Genomic DNA, 16,049 nt, shown 5'->3' with positions numbered 1-16,049 from the left:
TCAGGCTCCTGTGGAACGGATGGGAGTGGTTGTCGGAGCCGTCACCAGACCCCGCTCGATGTCATGCAGCAGGCCGCCCCGGCGCGTGTAAGCCCACCATGTCAGCGCCGCGCAGCTCGCGTAGAAGGCGAGAAAGCCATAGAGCGCGGCATGTGGCGTTCCGGTGATGGCGATGGCGCTGCCGAAGGATTTCGGGATGAAGAAGGCGCCATAGGCCGCGATCGCCGAGGTAAAGCCGACGATCGCCGCCGATTCTTTCTCGGCCTGCCGCGTCCGCTGGGCCGCATTCAGCTCCGGCATCAGGCGCGGCACTTCGAGGCGCATGATGTTGGGTATCATCTGGAAAGTCGACGCATTGCCAACTCCCGTGACGAAGAACATGAAGATGAACATTCCCAGGAAGCCAGTGAAATCCTTGGCGTCGAGGAAGTGGATCACGCCAACGACACCCAGCATCATGCCGAGAAAAACCCAGAAGGTGACGCGCGCGCCGCCCCAGCGATCGGATAGCCAGCCTGTAGCCGCCCGGCTGATCGCGCCGACCAGAGGTCCGAGGAACACATATTTGAGCACATTGACATCGGGGAACTGGCTCTTGGCGAGCAGCGGCAGCCCAGCCGAGAAACCGATGAACGATCCGAAGGTACCGGTATACAGCCAGCACATCAACCAGTTGTGTTTGCGCTGGAATATCACCGACTGCTCGGCGAAGCTCGCCTTGGCATCGGCGATATCGTTCATGCCGAACCAAGCCAGCAGGGTGGAGGCGATAATGAACGGCACCCAGATGAAACCGGCATTCTGCAACCAGAGCTGGCCGCCATCTTTTGCTGTTTGCGCTTCGCCGCCCAGTGCGCCGAATACGCCAGCCGTAATGACCAACGGCACGACATATTGCATGACCGATACGCCGAGGTTGCCGAGGCCAGCGTTGAGCGCCAGCGCATTGCCTTTTTGGGCCTTCGGGAAGAAAAAGCCGATGTTGGACATGGACGAGGCAAAATTGCCGCCACCAAAGCCACACAACAGCGCCAGAACCAGGAAGATCACATAGGGCGTTTCCGGGTTTTGCACTGCGTAGCCAATGCCGAAGGCGGGAATGAGGAGCGATGCCGTGCTGAGCGTTGTCCATAGCCGCCCGCCGAAAATCGGGATCATGAAACTATAGAAAATACGGAATGTTGCCCCCGACAAGCCCGGCAAAGCAGCGAGCCAGAACAGCTGATCCGTCGTGTAGTCGAATCCGATCAGCGGCAGCTTTGCGACAACCACCGACCACACCATCCAGACGGAGAAGGCCAGCAGCAGAGCAGGTATGGAGATGAGCAGATTGCGCCGTGCGATGCGGTTGCCTACTGCCTCCCAGAAATCCGGGTCTTCCGGCTTCCACTCGGTTAGCAGTTTGGTGCCCGCGGCATGCTGCGAATGACGCTCTGCATCATGCAGGGACGCCATTTCGGGAAATTCCGGCAGCGAGCGGGTATCGATCCCTGCCGCCTTCTGTTCCATCTGACGGATGGCGAGGTGCATCCATGCCAAAGCGATGGCTACAAGTGCAAACAGCACCATGAAGCAGCTGGTCCAGATACCGGTGAGGTCGCTCACTGCGCCAAAAACGATTGGCAAGATGAAGCCGCCGAGGCCGCCTACCAAACCCACAAGTCCGCCAACGGAGCCGACGTGGCTGGGATAGTAGACAGGTATATGTTTGTAGACGGCAGCTTTGCCCAGCGACATGAAAAAGCCAAGGACAAAAATGGTAATAACAAAGGGTACCAGACTCATTGATGTCGCGAAATGGATGTCACCCTTGATACCGTGAACTACATAATCGGTTGCCGGATAGGACAGCATGAACAGGCAAAGCATCGAGACGCCAAAGGTCGCATACATGATCCGGCGTGCACCATATCTGTCTGCCAAAACACCGCCATAAGCCCGGAAAATACTGGCAGATAGCGAGAAGGTGGCGGCGAGCATGCCGGCGACTTTGACATCCACGCCATATACGCCGATTAGATATTTCGGCAGCCACAGTGCCAGCGCAACAAAGGCACCGAAGACGAAGAAATAGTATAATGAGAAGCGCCAGACCTGCTCGTTATGCAAAGGCTCCAACTGTTCTTTCAGACTCTGGGCTTTTATGCCCGTGCGCTTGCGGGCCGCCAGTTCAGGATCGTCCTGTGCAAACAGAAAGAACAACACAGCCATCAGTGCCAGTGAGCCAGCCCATATCTGGGCGACGGCTTCCCATCCGAATGCGACCATGACCCACGGTGCGACAAATTTTGTCACGGCCGCGCCGACATTACCCATGCCAAAAAAGCCAAGGGCCGAGCCTTGTTTCTCCTGCGGATACCACTTCGAAACATAGGCGACACCGACGGCGAAGCCACCGCCGGCTAGACCCAAGCCCAGAGCGGCAAGCAGCATCAACGGATAGGTATGTGCGTAGGAAAGCAAAAAAGTCGAAGCCGCTGAGGCGAGCATTGTCAGCGGGAAGGTAATGCGCCCGCCATATTGATCGGTCCACACACCAAGAAATAATCGCACCAACGAACCGGTCAGGATAGGAGTGCCGACCAGCAGCCCGAACTGTGTATCGTTTAATCCCAGTTCACTTTTTATTTTGATCCCTATGATCGCGAAGATCGTCCATACGGCAAAACAGACAGTGAAGGCGAAGGTGCTTAGTCCCAATGCCCTCTGGCGTCCTGCCTGTGATAGTCCAGCTGTAGTCGGCATGTTTGGCCCCGAATCTGATGATTGGCGGGAGGGACCTAAGGCCCCCTTGGGCGCTACTTTGTTGACTTGGGTCAAGCTTTGAGAGTCGCAGCCGGGTATATGCTTAGGCGCTTGAAATCGAACAAAGTGAAGCTTGATATACCTTGGGATTCGATTGATAAATATCAAATATACGATATAACGCACCGTTCGATATTAGATGAGGCGGTTGCAATGCGTCCAGGTGAACGTCCTGAAATTTCCCGATTGCCTCTGTTTGCGGAGATGCGAGAGGAAGAACGAGACCGGCTGTTCGCGGCTTCCTTCCTCCAGGTGTTTCCTCCTGAGTTAACTCTTTTTGAGGCGGGGCAGCAGGCTGATTTTTTGCATGTTCTGGTTGATGGTTTGGTGGAACTGAAGGCCGCCAATCATGGGCGAGAAACCAGTTTGACGTTGGTCGAACCGTTACACAGCTTCATACTTGCCGCTGTAGTCACTGATATGCCTTATCTGATGACCGCACGTACGCTCAGTGCTTCTCGCATACTTCTTGTGCCAGCGGAACTGGTGCGCGGATTAATTCGGCAGGACAAGGCACTGATGATGGCTGTGATACGCGAGTTGGCCAATGGGTATCGTGAATTTGTGCGCGCGCTGACGGACCTGAAACTCAGGCAATCGACAGAGAGGATAGGTAATCACCTGTTGCTGCAAAGCCGTCGTCGCGGCGGCGCTGACAATTTTCAGTTAAAGGGGGAGAAGAAGATGCTCGCTTCGCTGCTGGGTATGACTCCGGAAAATCTGTCGCGCGGCTTCGGTGCGCTGGCAGCGGAAGGCGTCATAATAAGTGGCTCTCAAGTGAGCATCACGGATCGTGCACGGTTGGAAGCGTTTTCCCATCCCGATCCTTTCTACGACCCCTTATAACTGAATGAGATCCAAGCCCGCTTTGGGCCAATAGCGAAAGGGGCGTCCATACAAAACGGGGAAAACGGACGCCCCCCCTGGACCACCACCAGGGAACTTCGTAGTTTAGAACAATCGACCGCCTAAGCGCTTGTTCAGATTTTGAATTCGATACCAAACCACGCCTTGACAGTGTCCGTGGCAAATCGATCGGCATCATAGCTGGCAACCTTGGTCACCAGCGACACGTATTTATGCACCGGGAAGGTCGCCGATGCATTCCATTCCTGGCCGTAATGGACATTGCCTTGGGTGGCGCGGAAGTCATGCCAAGCCACTCGGAAACTCGTTCCCTTGAGCGGGCCTTTCGCGGTCAGGCGATAGCCCAGATCGATATAGACGTCCCGCAGGCCATCGGCGGGCGTCGTGAGAAACTTGTCTGCCCAGCCGTTGAAGGCATGCAACGTCGCCAGCGGCGTCTGCACGGCAGATATGCCGTTACCTTCCAGTCGCTCCCAGCCAAGGCGCACAGAAGCAGGGCCGAAGCCTATGCCGCCTTCCGCTAGCGCATAATCCAACGCGAAGTTGCGAGGGTTGACCCCATAGTCTCGCTGGCGCGCATATTCAGCGCTATAGAGCAACTTCAGCTTCGAATTCAGGGCGTGCTCGCCGGACAAACGCAGGCCGAGCGTCGCCGTAGAGGATGTCGGGGAAGCTGGGATATCCAACCAATAGCCGTAGCCGGACAGTGTTCCAACCTCCTTGACCACCACTGCCGCACGCGCGCCATGTATATTTGTGTCGTGCCAGATGCCTTGCGGCGAGTCTGGACCAAACACACGGTTGACACGCCAAGCATAGAGATAATCAACAGTAATCGTCTTCGCGGGGCGCGCCGTGAGGCGCGCCGCGTCCAAAGTCTGATCATTCTGACGCCACCCGACGGAACCGACCCAACGCTGGTTGTCGATATTCACGGCCTGCCGCCCGGCTACCGCTTCGATCTGCGGCACTGGCTTCCAGCGCACGAATGCCTGATTGAGCAGCACATCTTCCGGATCTGCCACGACAGGATAGGAGAGCTTGCCATTGACGGTGTCGTTATATTTTGTCTTGCCGAGCACAGTGATTGCCTCGCCTTCGATCTGGGCGGACAGGCCGTTCCATTCGGCCGTGCGGACTCCCGCCCGAAGGCGGAGTGTGGATGCCGTCGCATTGTGCGGCAGACCATCCTGATCAACTATCTCCAGGCGGTAGCGGATATCGGCATAGGGCGTTACGGGCTTCGTCTGCGCCTTTCCGACCGGGGTGTCGGCCCAGGCTGCTGTGTTGATTGTGGGAAGGATCGCCATGAGGGCGATCAGCGGCAAGGTTTGAAAGGTCAGCTTTCTCATGCCGCCCCGTTACAGCGATTTACGGCCCAGGAATTGACATATATCATTTCCTGTTTGATTGGGAGGAATAGAAGGCGGCCATGTCTTTCCTTGCTCCCTTCTTGGTGCCCAGGCGTTTCGTCCCGCGGCGTCCCGCTCCGCCTGCGCGCGCGCTCATCCTGCTGATTCAGCCCGTGCTGAACAGGATCGTGAGCAGTATTGCACGTGAAATGCCGGAGCTGTTTACACGTCTGGGGCCGCACCAGCACAGCCGTTTTCTGATAGACGTTCTTGATTTACCGTTTCTACTGTTATTACGCCCTGATCCTGAAAAGCCGGATCTCAGGGCTGTGTCGCGCCATAGCGAGCCAGCATCCAACGCGCGGATAGCGGGTCGGCTTCGCAATATGCTGGGTCTGATCGAGGGAGGCAGAGATGGGGACGCCTTGTTCTTCTCACGCGATCTGGACATTACCGGAAATCTGGAGGCGGTGGTCTGTCTTCGCAATGCAATCGACGATGTAGAGGGATCGATCGCGGATCGGGTTGCCTTATCGCTCGGTCCGGCAAGCAGCGCCGCGTGGAGGTTGATGCGCCGTCGATATAGTGGACGCGTAAGAGGAATTCGCCGTGACTAAAGTCCCGGAACTCATCTGCCCGGCAGGTACACCTGCTACATTGCGCGCGGCGGTCGATGCTGGAGCGGACGCCGTCTATTGCGGATTTCAGAACGCCACCAATGCCCGCAATTTCGCAGGCCTGAACTTCACGCCAAAAGAGCTGGAAGCCGCTGTCTGCTACGCCCATGCGGCAGGAGCAAAAGTGCTACTCGCGCTCAATACCTTTCCTCCGGCAGGCCTGTTCGATCTATGGAAGCAGGCGGCAGATATTGGCGCGGCGCTTGGTATAGACGCCTTCATCGTGGCTGACATGGGGCTGGCGGCCTATATGGCAGAGCATCATTCGGATTGCCGGTTGCACCTGTCCGTTCAGGCGGCCGCTTCCAACTCAGAGGCCATCCGCTATTACTGCGCGCAGTTCGGTGTGCGGCGCGTCGTGCTACCGCGGATATTGACGGTGCCTGAGATTCGTCAGCTCAAGTCGGAAATTCCCTGTGAGATTGAAACCTTCGTTTTCGGTAATCATGGCCTAATGGTTGAGGGACGATGCAGCCTGACCAATTATGCGGTGGGTCGCTCAACCAACATGGATGGTGCTTGCTCTCCGGCTTCAGAGGTTCATTATGAACGTGGCGATGATGGGTCGGTCATCGCACGGCTGGGCTGCCACGTCATTGATCGATTCGCATCACATGAACAGGCTGGCTACCCAACCATCTGCAAGGGCCGATATTGCGCTCCGGCTCGTGCCGAACCTTATTACGCTTTTGAAGAGCCGATCAGTCTCAATCTGATGGACATGCTGCCAGATCTCATCGGCGCAGGCGTTGATGCCTTCAAGATCGAAGGACGACAGCGCTCGCGTGCCTATGTCGCAGCGGTAGTGAGCGCATTTCGTGCCGCAATCGATGCTGCGATGGCGGGAGAGGCAATGCCGTCAGCACCTGATCTGATCACCCTGACCGAAGGACAGAAGCAGACACAGGGCGCGTTCGCGACCAAGAAATGGCGATAGTCATATGACCACGAACCTGACTCTAGGGCCAATCCTGTTCCATTGGGATGCGGACAGGAAACGCGACTTCTATGCCCGTATCGCTGACGAAGCACAGGTCGACATTGTCTATCTGGGCGAGATGATCTGCTCGAAACGTAGCCCGTTCTTCGAACGCCATTACCCTGACGTGATCGAGCGCCTGGAGCGTGGTGGAAAGCGGGTTGTTCTTTCCACTCTTTCCGAAATCGTGCTTCCACGGGAACGGAAAGCGACAATGGACCTGTGTAGCCAAGCGGATTGCTTGGTGGAAATTAACAATGCAGCCGGTCTCTCCACGGTCGACGCCCGCCCGCATCATATCGGGCCAATGATGAATATATATAACGAGCGAACTATGGCTCATCTTGCCAGCCAGGGCGCGGTGCATTTCACGCTGCCGGTGGAACTGCCTCGCAAGGCGGCGAAGGTGCTGGCAGAAAAGGCGGATGATCTGGGCGTAACGATAGAGATGCAGGTGTTCGGCCGCGCGTCGCTGGCCCTGTCGGCACGATGTTATCATGCTCGCGCACATCGTCGCACGAAGGATGAGTGCCAGTTCGTATGTCAGGAGGATCCGGACGGAATGACACTGCGGACGCTGGACGGCGATAATATGCTGGCAATCAACGGGATACAGACATTGTCCCACAGCTATATGAATCTGATCGCGGAAGTCGAGGATATGCGTGCACTCGGTATACGCCATTTCCGCCTGATGCCGCACAGTATCGACATGGTGGCAGTAGCCGCAATATTCGCAGACCGGCTAGCCGGACGCACCGACGTTGCGGATGCCTTGGCGCAACTTGGTGAGTTGAACCTCGCAGCATCCTTTTCCAACGGGTTCTGGCATGGACGTCAGGGGCACCGTTATTTCGAGGCCTCGGAACTCGCCTGACATGACCACCGCAGGGGACAGGTCATTTGCACTGGCCCTGTTCCGTCAATGGGTGGCTGAGGCAGTAGATTCTGGGGTAGTTGAACCGACCGCAATGGCGTTAGCGACCGCAAACAAGGCGGGGTTTCCAGCCGCGCGCATGGTCCTTCTCAAGCAGGCTGATGATCGAGGATTTGTATTCTATACCAATCTCGGTAGCCGCAAAGCATTTGATATTACTGAAAACCCTTATGCCGCGCTGATGTTCTTCTGGCCTGAGCTGGACCGAGAAGTGCAAATCGTAGGTCGCGTCGAGCCAGTAGATGCAACGGAGGCAGACAACTATTTCGCCAGTCGATCAGTCCTGTCCCGGATCGGGGCTTGGGCCTCGCGCCAGTCGTGGCCACTGCCCAGCCGTTTTTTACTCCTGTCCCGGATCATACGCTTTGCCGTAATTTGGGCGTTAGGGCGGCTGACGCGCCCGGCATTCTGGTCCGGGTTTCGGGTGGTGCCGGAGGAAATTCGCTTCCAATCGAAAGACGATTTCCAAATATTTTCCAGTTTGGCCATTTCATAGGATCATGGCATGTCGGCCGCTTGATCCACATCATTCCGGCGTTGATTTGGAATTGCAGAGCCCCCTTCGCTGCGCGAGCAGCAAGAACATATTCAATGGGGGACCGTTCATGACTAAACGCCCGATGTTGCCGGAAGATCATCCGTGCCAAACCTGTCATGTCAGCGCGGAAGCTTTGTGTTGTGCGCTTGATGCCGATACCCTGTCCGATTTTAGAAATCAGGGCGGAAATGTTTGCATTGCAGCGGGCGAACCACTTTTTCATCAGGGAGATCCGGCGGATTGCGTATTCAGCTTGACCAGTGGTGTCATCAAGCTCAATTCCATCCTGCCCGATGGGCGCAGGCAAGTGATCGCGTTTCTATTTCCGGGCGATTTTGTCGGCCTGGAAGCGGGAGAAAGGCGGAACTTCAGCGCCGAAGCCGTGAGCGAAGTGAGGTTATGTCGCTTTCTCAAAGGGCGTTTCGAGGGCTTCGTCAGCCGCTATCCCGCGCTTGCCGATGCACGATATCGGAAGGCGGCGGGAGAACTGGCGTTGGCACATCAGAAGATCGTTATGCTTGGCCGCATGACCGCAGCGGAGCGGCTAGCGAGTTTCCTCGCCGATGTTCATCGGCGGATTGGCAGGAAGGAGTCCAATGGTGTGAAACTGATTCCTCTGCCGATGAGTCGTGGCGACATAGCCGATTATCTGGGACTCACAAAGGAGACCGTTAGCAGGGAGTTTACCCGTCTGCGTGCCTCACGGGTTATCCGTCCGCGTTCGCTGGCTCTGGTCGAAATTCTGGATCCGCAACGGATGCAGGAACTCGCTTACGGCATCGCAGCGTAAACATGCACAGATTGCGGGACCCCGCTATTCGTTAACCGCATTTGGAATAGCCACATTCGAGGCATTTGTCGCATCCTTCGGAGCGCTGTACGGCGGCCGCGCTGCATTGGGGACATATTCTGGGGATGACAGCATTCTCTCTCGCTGGATGTGTTTCGACAGGATCGGGCCGCGGCCCCTCGCGGTTGTCGAGTGCCTCCAGATGCCGCTCGAACAGGTCGCCAATCGCTGCCAGCAGGGAAGGGACATAACGTCCGCCCATCCACGCACCGCCACGTGGATCGAACACGGCTTTCAGCTCCTCGGCGACGAAGGCGATGTCGCCGCCCCGCCGCAGCACGGCGGAAATCATCCGCGTCAAACCGAGTGTCCAGGCATAATGCTCCATATTCTTCGAATTGACGAACATCTCGAAGGGGCGCCGCACACCTCCATTGTCGATATCGTTGATGGTGACATAGACGGCATGTGCGCTATCTGGCCATTTGATCTTGTATGTGGTGCCGTGAAGCGATTCCGGCCTTTGAGGCAACTCGACCACATCGACAGGCTTAGGCGCGGACTGTGATGCAACGCTGAGCACCGACCCTGTCGTGGCATTGGGGCGATAGGTAGTCAGTCCCTTGCAACCAAGATGATAGGCTTCGGCGTAGATGTCCATGAAAGCATCGAAGCTGATGTCTTCGGGGCAGTTCACCGTTTTGGAAATCGAACTGTCAATGAATGCCTGGGCTGGAGCCTGCATGGCGAGATGATCGGACGGATCAAGCGACTGGGCGCTGACGAACAGTTCGTCTGGCGGAGGCTCCTCGCCCTTGATTTGCTTCCAAACGCGATAGCCATGATCCTCGACTGCTTCTTCGCGGGTCGTGCCATCGGCCTCCCGCACCTTGCGGTTATAGCTATAGGCAAAGACAGGTTCGATTCCCGATGACACATTACCTGCCAGCAACGAGGTGGTGCCTGTCGGTGCGATTGAAGTGAGGCAGCCATTGCGAAGCCCGTGTTCGGCTATCAAATCGCGCGTTGCCTTATCGAGCGATTGCAGGTTCGGTCGGTTCAGAATCACGGGATCATAGAGCGGAAAAGCACCTTTTTCTGCCGCCAGTATCGCGCTGGTGCGGTAAGCGGCACGCTTAATGGTTCCCAGCCATTGTTGCGTCAGCGTAATCGCACGGCCCGATCCATAGGCCGCATTGCAGAACAGTAGGGCGTCTGCCAAACCCGTGACGCCCAGACCGATGCGCCGCTTTGCCCGCGCTTCAGCCTCTTGTTGAGCCAGAGGATAGCGCGAAATATCGATGACGTTGTCGAGAAATCGTACCGCCGTGGCAGTCAACGTCGTCAATTCTTCCTCATCCAATATCGCGGCATCTGCAAAGGGTTGCGGCACGAGCCTGGCAAGATTGATAGATCCCAGCAGGCAGGCGCCATAGGGTGGCAACATCTGTTCTCCACAGGGATTACTCGCCAGGATCTGTTCGCAATAGCTAAGGTTGTTCTGTTGATTCACTCGGTCAATGAAGATGACCCCCGGCTCGGCGACATCATAAGTGGCCTGCATTAGCTTCCGCCACAGATCGCGCGCGCCGATTGTGCGGTGAATGACCCCGTCAAATGTCAGCGGCCATTCGCCGTCGCTGGCGAGCGTCTTCATGAAATCGTCGCTGACGAGAACGGACAGATTGAAATTCCGAAAACGCGCGGGGTCCCGCTTGGCATCGACAAAGGCTTCAATGTCGGGGTGGCCGATACGCAGGCATCCCATCATCGCACCGCGCCGCTGGCCAGCTGCCATGATCGTGCCGCACATCGCGTTCCAGCTGTCCATGAAGCTCAATGGTCCGGAGGCTTTGGCTCCCACGCCGCGCACCGCAGCACCTTCCGGTCGGATGGACGAAAAATCCATACCGACTCCACCGCCCTGCTGCATCGTCAGTGCGGCTTCGCGCAAATGCATGAATATTCCGTCCAGATCGTCGGGGATTTCTCCCATCACGAAACAGTTGAACAGGGTTACGTTGCGTCCGGTGCCTGCTCCTGCCAGAATGCGCCCTGCTGGAATGAAGCGGAAGTCGCTCAACGCATCCAGAAACTCCTGACCAAAACGTGGCTGTTCGGTTGGTGCCTCGTTGGCGGCAACGGCATGGGCCACCCGTCGCCACGTTGCCTGTACATCCTCATCCCCACTGCCATCGACTGGCTGGAAGCGGTATTTTTTGGTCCAGATTTCCTGGGCAAGACTTGTATCAAACATATTCACCACATATTGTATCCACGTTATTCTACGGGCCTATATATGGTGCTTTATCCGGAAAAGTGATCTGGGTCATTCTTCGGTAATTTTGATCAACGCCTGTAGAGCGGGCTCTTGGTCGGTTGCTTTATGGAGCTGTGTTCTCAAATGCCCGTTTCCCCTTTCGCTTCCAGAGCGCGAGTGCCTGTTCGCGATCTTGGCCTTGCAGCTTCTCCGCAACATTAAGGAATGCGCCATAGAGTGTGGCGCGGTCATCATCGGTGAGATCGGGGAGGCCAGCCTTCACGACGAGACCGCCAAGCTCGATCAGATGTCGCGTTCGTTCGCGGCGTTGCACAGCCCATTCGTGCATGTCGGTTCTCGCTTTCCTTGCTTCAATGCGATGCCGCGCCGTTGTCGTGCGGCGCAGTGCTGCCGTTGTCGCGATCAGTTCCTGCAGTTCGACCACGCGCCTTGCCTTGAAAGAAGGCAGCGCCGCGTTTGCGCCAGCTCTCCTTTCTGGCGGCGTCAGCGGTTTCGGCGATCACAAGCAGCGCGCCCGCCAATGTCTCCGCATCGGTCGCGTCGGCTCCTGTAGCGATCACTAGTTCGCCGAGCTGCTGCACGCGGCGTTCTTTCAGTTGCTTCGCCTTGTCGGCAAGCGCTTTGAGCTCCGAATCAAAATCGCGTGGTTTACGCATGAGGGTCTCCATCTATATCGGTAGAGCCATCATAGTTGCTGTCCCGGCGTCTGGCTGTAGTGTTGCCGGAACAAGCTGGGATGCAGCAGTCCCGAACAGGATTTATTCTGGTGAGGGCGCGCTTATACGTCGTTCCGACGTGCTCGTTGTAGTGTAGATGGTTTGCCGTCATGGCAATTTTCCACCTCTCGGCCAAAGTCATCAGCCGCGCCAGCGGGCGCAGCGCCGTAGCCGCCGCGGCCTATCGCGCGGGCGAACGGCTGCATGACGAGCGGCTGGATCGCGACCATGATTTCACCAACAAATCGGGCGTCGTGCATAGCGAGATGATGCTGCCGGAGAACGCGCAAGGAGAGTTCATCGATCGCGAAAAGCTCTGGAACGCAGTCGAGGCTGCGGAGATTCGCAAGGACGCGCAACTGGCCCGCGAGGTCGAGTTCGCCATCCCGCGTGAACTGAACCGGCAGCAGGGCATCGAGCTGGCGCGAGATTTCGTCCAAGTCGAGTTTGTCGGCAAGGGCATGATCGCCGACCTCAATGTGCATTGGGATATCGGTGCCGATGGCCAGCCCAAGCCCCACGCCCATGTGATGCTCACGATGCGGGAAGTCGGCGAAGACGGGTTCGGCGCGAAGGTGCGCGAGTGGAATGCGACGGCCCAAGTCGAGCAGTGGCGCGAGCATTGGGCCAGCCATGTGAATGAGCGGCTTGCCGAACTCGACATCGATGCGCGGATCGATCATCGCAGTTTGCAGGAACAGGGCATCGAGTTTCGCCCGCAGGACAAGATCGGACCCGCCGCTTCACGCATGGGTCATGATGGTTTGCACTCAGAGCGGATCGAGTTCCATCGAGAGATTGCCCGTGCCAATGGCCAGAGAATCATTGAGAACCCATCGGTCGCGCTCGATGCCATCGCCCAGCAACAGGCAACTTTCACCAACCGCGATCTTGCGATGTTCTTGCATCGCCATTCGGACGGAAAAGAGCAATTCGATGCTGTGATGAGTGCGGTGCGCACATCGCCCGACCTGATTGCATTAGGTAGGGACGGGCGCGGAGAAGATCGCTTCACGACGCGCGAGATGATCGAGACCGAGCAGCGTTTGCACCGCGCTTCGGAGTTGATGGCGGAGCGTGAACAGCACCGCGTCAATGAGAAGGAACGAACGAGCGCATTGACCAGCGCAGAAGGGCGCGGGCTTGTGCTAACCGGCGAGCAGCGCGCGGCATTGGAGCATGTGACGAGCGGGCACGGCCTTGGCGTGGTGGTGGGTTATGCCGGAACAGGCAAGAGCGCGATGCTGGGCGTTGCGCGCGAGGCATGGGAGCGCGCCGGATACGAGGTGCGCGGTGCGGCATTGTCCGGCATCGCAGCGGAGGGCCTTGAGAACGGTTCGGGCATCGCGTCGCGTACCATCGCCAGCATGGAGCATAGATGGACGCAGGGGCGCGATTTGCTCACGTCGCGCGACGTGCTGGTGATTGATGAAGCGGGCATGGTCGGCACGCGCCAGATGGAACGCGTGTTGTCCCATGCCGCCGATGCTGGCGCAAAGGTCGTGCTGGTAGGCGACCCACAACAGTTGCAGGCCATCGAAGCCGGAGCGGCGTTTCGCGCGATCCATGAACGGCATGGCGGCATCGAGATCATCAAGGTTCGCCGCCAGCATGAGGAGTGGCAGCAGGATGCCACCCGGCAGCTGGCAACCGGCAGGACCGGCGAAGCCATCCATTCCTATGCGGAGCGTGGCATGGTCCATGCTGCCGAGACGCGCGAGGCAGCGCGCAGCGAGCTTATCGCGCGATGGGACCGCGAACGCATCGCCGCGCCGGATCAGAGCCGCATCATCCTCGCCCACACAAATGACGAGGTTCGCGAACTCAATGAAGCCGCGCGTGACCGGATGCGTCATGCGGGTCAGCTTGGGGATGACATGCTGGTGAAGACGGAACGCGGTCCGCGCACTTTCGCATCGGGCGACCGTATCATGTTCCTGAAAAACGAGCGCAGTCTTGGCGTCAAGAACGGCACGTTGGGCACGGTCGAAAAGGTCGGCCCGGAGCATGTCGCCGTCCGTACCGATGAGGGGCGCAACGTCGCTTTCGACATGAAGGACTATGCCCATGTCGATCATGGCTATGCCGCTACGATCCACAAGGCTCAAGGCATGACCGTGGAGAGGGCGCATGTGCTGGCGACATCCGGCATGGACAGCCACGGAAGTTATGTCGCCATGTCCCGTCATCGCGACGGTGTGCAGCTTCATTATGGCCGCGACGATTTCCGGGATCAGTCGAAACTCGTTGACACCCTGTCGCGCGAGCGCGCCAAGGACATGGTAAGCGATTATACACGCACCGATCCCACGCGAGATTTCGCCGAACGGCGTGGCATCACGTTCCGCGAGCGTGTCACCGAGATCGTCAGAAAAATCGTTCCGGAAAAGGTGCGTGGCATGTTCGATGGGTTCCGGCCCAAGGAGCAGGTGCCTGAACGTGCAGCGGGCATATTCGCGAACTTCCGTCCCCAATCCCACGGGCCGGAAGGTGTGCGACAGCCGACTCGTGCGCCCGATCTACGCCCTGCGGTCGAACGCTATGCCCGCGCTGCTGTCGACATTGGGCGCATGAAAGGTCGGGACTTGCCAGTGCTGCCGCATCAACGCGAGGCGCTGGACAAGGCGCGCGCGGGGTTGGATGCCGTCCGGCCCCATGCTGCCGATGATCTGAAGAGTGCATTCAAACGGCAGTCTGAGCTTGTCCAGGAGGCAGCCGGAGGGCGAACCCAGGCCGCCATGCAGGCAATGCAGTTGGAAGCAGAAATCCGCAGCGATCCTTTTAAGCGCGCTGACCGCTTCGTCGAAGGCTGGCAGCAGCTTAAACAACATCGCGACGAGTTGCAGCGCGCTGGTGACGCACGCGGTGCGCGCAAGGTCGGCGAGCAGATGGCTGGCATGGCGAAAAGCCTGGAGCGCGATCCGCAAATGGAATCGGTGCTGTGCGAACATGCCCATAAGCTGGACCTGTCGCTGCCGCCGATGCGGGCGGAAGGCAGCAGCATATCGCATGATCTTGTCCAGTCGCTGGGCCTCAATCGGGGCCGAGGTCTTGGCATGAGCCGATAGGAGGCAGAGATGAAGGACGATGACGAAGTTAAGGATATTGACTTGTTGGCGCTTGTCGAACCGCAACAACCTCCCGATCCGGCAGCACAGGCCTTTGCCGAGCTACGAGGGGAGGTCGCCCTCTTGCGCCGCGCGGTCGAGCAACTGGCGTCGGAACGCGCCGACATTGTGCTGCCCGACTATAGCGCTACGCTGGGTAAGATCGCGCTTACCCTTGGCGAGATTGGTGGTGACATGGAGCAAATGGCAGCCAGCCCAGCGCTCAAACTCACCCCGGAATCGCTGGCGCAGCGGATCGATGCCGCCGCGCAGGGAGCACGTCGTTCCGACCATGCCGCGCAGATCGAAGCACGCGACCAGCTCGACAAGGCCACAGCCGATATGCGCCAGATCGTCGCAACCGCCCGCACCGCCGACGAGCAGCGCCGCCGCCTTACCTGGGTGGGCGGCGGCGCGCTGCTCGCGGGTATGATGCTCTGCTCATTTCTGCCCGGTATGATCGCCCGATCCGTCCCAACTCCATGGCACTGGCCCGAACATATAGCCGCGCGCACCATGCGCGAGCCGACCTTATGGGAAGCAGGCGTTCATTTGATGCAGGCTGGCAATCCAGAAGCGTGGAATAGCATCACCCGTGTCACCGACATCGCGCGCGCAAACAGCGACAGCATTACGGCCTGCGAAAAAACTGCTAGCAAAGGCAAACATGCCGTTCGCTGCACAATCAGGATCGAGCCGGTGCCATCTCAGTAGTCAAACCGGCATATACGTACCTCACCCCTTGTAGTCGGCGCGTGTACGATGCAGGCAATCTTATGGCGTGCGGACCGATACAGGCTGGAACTGCAATGGTTCGCGAATCGGGATCTGGGCAAGACGGGAACGACGATGCTGTCGCGTCAACGATGTCGGCGAGAACGATACGCCCGCGACACTCATCAAGGCGACAGCGCGGCGATTGCCTGCCGCTCTCGATTCCACGCATTCGCACGCTTGCCTGCGTATCCTTATCCATTCGCCGCCGCTCGCCTGTCTTAGC

The 16,049-nt window shown here is 58.1% G+C and carries 12 protein-coding genes and 1 pseudogene; 8 read left to right on the top strand and 5 right to left on the bottom strand.

The window, feature by feature from the left end:
• Complete coding sequence (locus OOT33_RS05210; RefSeq protein WP_307748942.1) at positions 1–2,700, bottom strand: NarK family nitrate/nitrite MFS transporter; 2,700 nt, start codon at positions 2,698–2,700, stop codon at positions 1–3.
• A gap of 156 nt (positions 2,701–2,856) precedes the next feature.
• On the opposite strand from OOT33_RS05210, the gene OOT33_RS05205 reads away from it, so the two are divergent.
• Positions 2,857–3,651: a helix-turn-helix domain-containing protein gene (locus OOT33_RS05205; protein WP_307748941.1), complete on the top strand. Its 795-nt coding sequence runs from the start codon at positions 2,857–2,859 to the stop codon at positions 3,649–3,651.
• Between the two features lie 134 nt (positions 3,652–3,785).
• Here the strand turns inward: OOT33_RS05205 and OOT33_RS05200 are convergent, their stop codons facing one another.
• Positions 3,786–5,024, bottom strand: a complete 1,239-nt coding sequence (locus OOT33_RS05200) for a hypothetical protein (protein ID WP_307748940.1) — start codon at positions 5,022–5,024, stop codon at positions 3,786–3,788.
• A gap of 80 nt (positions 5,025–5,104) precedes the next feature.
• Here OOT33_RS05200 and OOT33_RS05195 point away from each other — a divergent pair, with 80 nt between their 5' ends.
• The 5 genes and pseudogenes from OOT33_RS05195 to OOT33_RS05175 all read left to right on the top strand — a co-directional run bounded on the left by OOT33_RS05195 (position 5,105) and on the right by OOT33_RS05175 (position 8,945).
• Positions 5,105–5,641 (top strand): SCP2 sterol-binding domain-containing protein, encoded by a 537-nt coding sequence (locus OOT33_RS05195; RefSeq protein ID WP_307748939.1) that lies wholly within the window; start codon positions 5,105–5,107, stop codon positions 5,639–5,641.
• A gap of 40 nt (positions 5,642–5,681) precedes the next feature.
• On the top strand, positions 5,682–6,638 hold the full coding sequence (locus OOT33_RS05190) for a U32 family peptidase (protein WP_307748938.1): 957 nt from the start codon (positions 5,682–5,684) through the stop codon (positions 6,636–6,638).
• Positions 6,639–6,711: 73 nt separating this feature from the next.
• Positions 6,712–7,557: pseudogene (locus OOT33_RS05185) on the top strand (U32 family peptidase); the annotation flags it as partial.
• A gap of 1 nt (position 7,558) precedes the next feature.
• A complete protein-coding gene (gene pdxH, locus OOT33_RS05180; protein WP_307748936.1) occupies positions 7,559–8,113 on the top strand; it encodes a pyridoxamine 5'-phosphate oxidase in 555 nt (184 codons plus the stop codon).
• Between the two features lie 109 nt (positions 8,114–8,222).
• Positions 8,223–8,945 (top strand): cyclic nucleotide-binding domain-containing protein, encoded by a 723-nt coding sequence (locus tag OOT33_RS05175; protein ID WP_307748935.1) that lies wholly within the window; start codon positions 8,223–8,225, stop codon positions 8,943–8,945.
• A 31-nt stretch (positions 8,946–8,976) separates the two neighbouring features.
• Here OOT33_RS05175 and OOT33_RS05170 read toward each other — a convergent pair whose 3' ends face one another.
• The 3 genes from OOT33_RS05170 to OOT33_RS05160 form a co-directional block, all read right to left on the bottom strand.
• Positions 8,977–11,202 carry an adenosylcobalamin-dependent ribonucleoside-diphosphate reductase gene (locus tag OOT33_RS05170; protein ID WP_307748934.1) on the bottom strand — a complete coding sequence of 742 codons (2,226 nt, stop codon included), beginning with the start codon at positions 11,200–11,202 and terminating at the stop codon, positions 8,977–8,979.
• Positions 11,203–11,329: 127 nt separating this feature from the next.
• On the bottom strand, positions 11,330–11,554 hold the full coding sequence (locus OOT33_RS05165) for a conjugal transfer protein TraD (protein ID WP_307749307.1): 225 nt from the start codon (positions 11,552–11,554) through the stop codon (positions 11,330–11,332).
• Positions 11,555–11,576: 22 nt separating this feature from the next.
• Positions 11,577–11,882 (bottom strand): conjugal transfer protein TraD, encoded by a 306-nt coding sequence (locus OOT33_RS05160; protein ID WP_307749306.1) that lies wholly within the window; start codon positions 11,880–11,882, stop codon positions 11,577–11,579.
• A 170-nt stretch (positions 11,883–12,052) separates the two neighbouring features.
• Between OOT33_RS05160 and traA the strand changes: the two genes are divergently transcribed.
• The gene (gene traA / locus OOT33_RS05155; RefSeq protein WP_307748933.1) at positions 12,053–15,010 is read left to right on the top strand and encodes a Ti-type conjugative transfer relaxase TraA; all 2,958 of its coding nucleotides are present in this window, start codon (positions 12,053–12,055) and stop codon (positions 15,008–15,010) included.
• 9 nt (positions 15,011–15,019) lie between these two features.
• Positions 15,020–15,763, top strand: coding sequence for a DUF6118 family protein (locus OOT33_RS05150; protein ID WP_307748932.1), 744 nt, complete (start codon positions 15,020–15,022; stop codon positions 15,761–15,763).
• Positions 15,764–16,049 lie beyond the last annotated feature (286 nt).

The organism is Sphingobium sp. DEHP117 (assembly GCF_030867385.1).
Taxonomy (GTDB): Bacteria; Pseudomonadota; Alphaproteobacteria; order Sphingomonadales; family Sphingomonadaceae; genus Sphingobium.
Note: the sequence above shows the minus strand (reverse complement) of the source record. Positions and strands in the feature narration are given on the sequence as shown.

Bases quoted from the DNA above. Each gene is read 5' to 3' on its own strand.
- OOT33_RS05200 (WP_307748940.1), bottom strand. From the start codon at position 5,024: ATGAGAAAGCTGACCTTTCAAACCTTGCCGCTGATCGCCCTCATGGCG.
- OOT33_RS05195 (WP_307748939.1), top strand. From the start codon at position 5,105: ATGTCTTTCCTTGCTCCCTTCTTGGTGCCCAGGCGTTTCGTCCCGCGG.
- pdxH (WP_307748936.1), top strand. From the start codon at position 7,559: ATGACCACCGCAGGGGACAGGTCATTTGCACTGGCCCTGTTCCGTCAA.
- OOT33_RS05175 (WP_307748935.1), top strand. From the start codon at position 8,223: ATGACTAAACGCCCGATGTTGCCGGAAGATCATCCGTGCCAAACCTGT.
- OOT33_RS05170 (WP_307748934.1), bottom strand. From the start codon at position 11,202: ATGTTTGATACAAGTCTTGCCCAGGAAATCTGGACCAAAAAATACCGC.
- OOT33_RS05165 (WP_307749307.1), bottom strand. From the start codon at position 11,554: ATGCACGAATGGGCTGTGCAACGCCGCGAACGAACGCGACATCTGATC.
- OOT33_RS05160 (WP_307749306.1), bottom strand. From the start codon at position 11,882: ATGCGTAAACCACGCGATTTTGATTCGGAGCTCAAAGCGCTTGCCGAC.
- traA (WP_307748933.1), top strand. From the start codon at position 12,053: ATGGCAATTTTCCACCTCTCGGCCAAAGTCATCAGCCGCGCCAGCGGG.
- OOT33_RS05150 (WP_307748932.1), top strand. From the start codon at position 15,020: ATGAAGGACGATGACGAAGTTAAGGATATTGACTTGTTGGCGCTTGTC.